The organism is Rubrivirga sp., from assembly GCF_049648075.1.
GTDB lineage: Bacteria > Bacteroidota > Rhodothermia > Rhodothermales > Rubricoccaceae > Rubrivirga.
Genome location: NZ_JBARYR010000451.1, coordinates 1 through 2,866, shown reverse-complemented (window position 1 = coordinate 2,866; position 2,866 = coordinate 1). Strand labels below are relative to the sequence as shown.

Here is a 2,866-nt window from a genome sequence, read left to right as displayed (position 1 = left end):
TTTTCTTTTGAAAGTTCCAACAGTTTTTCTGATGGATCCTCCATGCAAGTGCTTTATAGTGGTAACTGGGACGGTACCCCTGCAAATATCCCGTCAGCACTATGGGAGCCGCTAGCCGATGTGGTTATCGTGTCTGACAGCACACCCTTTGGCACCTGGGTCTTTTCAAACTTTGCCTCTCTGGACTGTCTTAGCGGTACCGGCCACCTTGCCTTTAAGTATGAAGGTAGCGGGGATTCTAGCTTTGATGGCACCTATGAAATTGACAATATCACTTTGACCACTGACTAGATCAATTCCTAGAAATAGTATAAAAGCCTGGCAAATGTGCCGGGCTTTTCTATTTAATGACCCTATACCATAGCAACCATACAATACCTGATGTTGCCATTCTCATTTTTATTTTTAAAACCAGCCACGCCCATACATGCGGTTCTTTTTTAGACTGATGTTTATACTTCACTTTTACTTTCTGAAATATGAACAAACTTTAGAAGCAACTACTTCTTAATGATGGTAGATATTTTTTGCAACGTTGGGGTATTTGAAAGTTCCTGCTTTCGCGAAAGCGTAACCCACAACAACACCTCTCTATAACAGAAAACCCATAGCTAACAGAAAGATTATGAAGCCTATGGGGTGTTTAAAAAAGATGATATAGGTCGTATTTCAGGGTTTGTTTGGTAAAGCAAGCACCCATAAACTGCTGGTGATTATTGCAACGGCTCGTTGCTGGAGATTGTGATCTCTGACGTTTTAAGTCCCAGGGAGGTTACCCGAGCCGTAATACTTCCGACTTGCTTGCTGCTTTGCACAATAAACACCAGCTTACCGCTGAATGCGGGCATGGTGGGAAGGTGGAAAGGCCGTAGTGATGTAGGGTCGCCGTTACAAACTGCCTTAAAGATGCCCGCGCCTTCTACCTTTACCTCTAGCAGGTTTGCCGCATTGGGACATAAATTTCCCTCTTTATCTACCACACTGGCGGTTATAAAACTAAGGTCCTCACCATCGGCCTTTATGGTCTTGCGGTCGGGGTCAAGTACCAGGTGGTGTGGTGTGCCGGCAGTCTTTATCTCTTTAATGCCTACTGCAGTGCCGGTACTGTCTAGGGCTATTACTTTTACCGTTCCAGGCTCATAGATCACATCCTGCCACATAAGGCGGTAGCGCTCTTGTGGCGTCCCTTTATTAGTCTTTTTCTGTATGCCCTGGCTCTTACCATTAACAAACAGCTCGGCCTGGGGATGGTTGGTATAGACAAATACAGGTGTGGTCTGTCCCTCCCTGCCTTCCCAGTTCCAGTGGGGCAGGATGTGCAGCGTATCGTCATCATCATTCCAGCGACTGCGGTATAGGTAGTAGCGGTCCTTGGGAATGCCCGCTAGATCAAAAATGCCGAAGTACGAACTGCGTGCGGGCCAGTAGGCATCATAGGGGGTGGGTTCTCCCAAATACTCAAAACCGGTCCACACAAACTGACCTATTACCCAGGGCTTATCATCTTCCAGAATAAAGTCATCGTCTGGCAGGTTGGACCAGCTGCAATATTCCAGATCATAAGATGACGACTGTAGGTCCTCGTGTTCTACCATAGGTCCCATGGTAAGGGGAAATTTATAGACCCCGCGCGAGCTTACGGTAGACGCCGTCTCTGAACCCAACAAAAACCCCTGCGGGAACTTCTCAAAGGCCTCTTCATAAAGATGTACTCTATAATTAAGGCCTGGAACGTCCAGTATGGCCCCAAAACCAGATGCCATGGTCGCCTTTACCTGATCCATCCCCACGGTTACGGGACGGGTGGGATCTGCCTGGTGGAACAGGTCCTGTATGTACCGTGCCCTCTTCACGCCCTCTGACCCCCACTGGTCAGGAACCTCGTTACCGGCACTCCACATTACAATAGAGGGATGGTTGCGGGTTGCCTGAACAAGGTTGTTGACATCCCGATCTACATAGTTGTCAAAATAGCGGTGGTAACCGTTTTCTACCTTGGGTTCCTTCCACTCGTCAAAACTTTCTGCAATGACCATAAATCCCATCTCGTCACACAGCTGCAATTGTTCCGGCGAGGGCATGTTATGGGCACTGCGTATGGCGTTACACCCCATACCCTTAAGCAATTGCAACTGCCGGCGCAGGGCGGCCGTATTTACCGCCGTGCCCAGCGGGCCTAGATCGTGGTGCAGACAAACACCCTTAAACTTGGTAACCTTACCGTTTAATTTAAACCCTTCACTAGAATAGTCTAGCGTCCTGATGCCAAATACTTGCTCTAGGCGGTCCACCTTTTGGCCTCCTTTATAAACTTCTAGTACCGTGGTGTACAGGTCAGGATGTTCCGGACTCCACAGTTTTGGGCTCCTGACGGCGATGTTTTGTTCATAGCTATCGTGGAACAACTGGTAAGCCGTAGCCTGGGCTACCAGGTTCTTGTTCTTATCATAAATGGAAGTGACAACGCTATCGGGCTGGCCGGTAACGCGGCACCTTAGGTTGACCTGTGCTTGTGCCTTGTGTACATGGGGTGTGGTAAAAGCAGCCCCCCAGTGGTCTATACTGGTTTTATTTTTAGTGATGAGCCGTACCTTTCTGTAAATACCGGCCCCAGGATACCAGCGCGAGGATTTTGGTTTATTGGAGCAGCTTATTACCAGAGTGTTCTTGCCATCTGGGCACAATAGATCAGTTATGTCAAAATAGAAGTAGCTGTAGCCATATTTCCACTCGCCTACCTTCTTGCCGTTAAGATAGACCTGTGGTTCACTCATCACACCATCAAACTGTATGAGGGTTCTTTGTTGAGCATCCGGCTTTAAATTAAAAGTTTTACGGTACCAGCCTTCTCCTATATAGGGAAGTG

The 2,866-nt window shown here is 47.9% G+C and carries 2 protein-coding genes; one reads left to right on the top strand and one right to left on the bottom strand.

Translation table 11 applies throughout. The annotated features are described in order from the left end of the window. A partial coding sequence (locus WBA11_RS12890; RefSeq protein WP_424521084.1) for a choice-of-anchor J domain-containing protein occupies window positions 1-291 on the top strand: 291 nt, incomplete at its 5' end. A gap of 422 nt (window positions 292-713) precedes the next feature. Here WBA11_RS12890 and WBA11_RS12885 read toward each other — a convergent pair. Next, a partial coding sequence (locus tag WBA11_RS12885; RefSeq protein WP_424521083.1) for a glycoside hydrolase family 2 TIM barrel-domain containing protein occupies window positions 714-2,866 on the bottom strand: 2,153 nt, incomplete at its 5' end.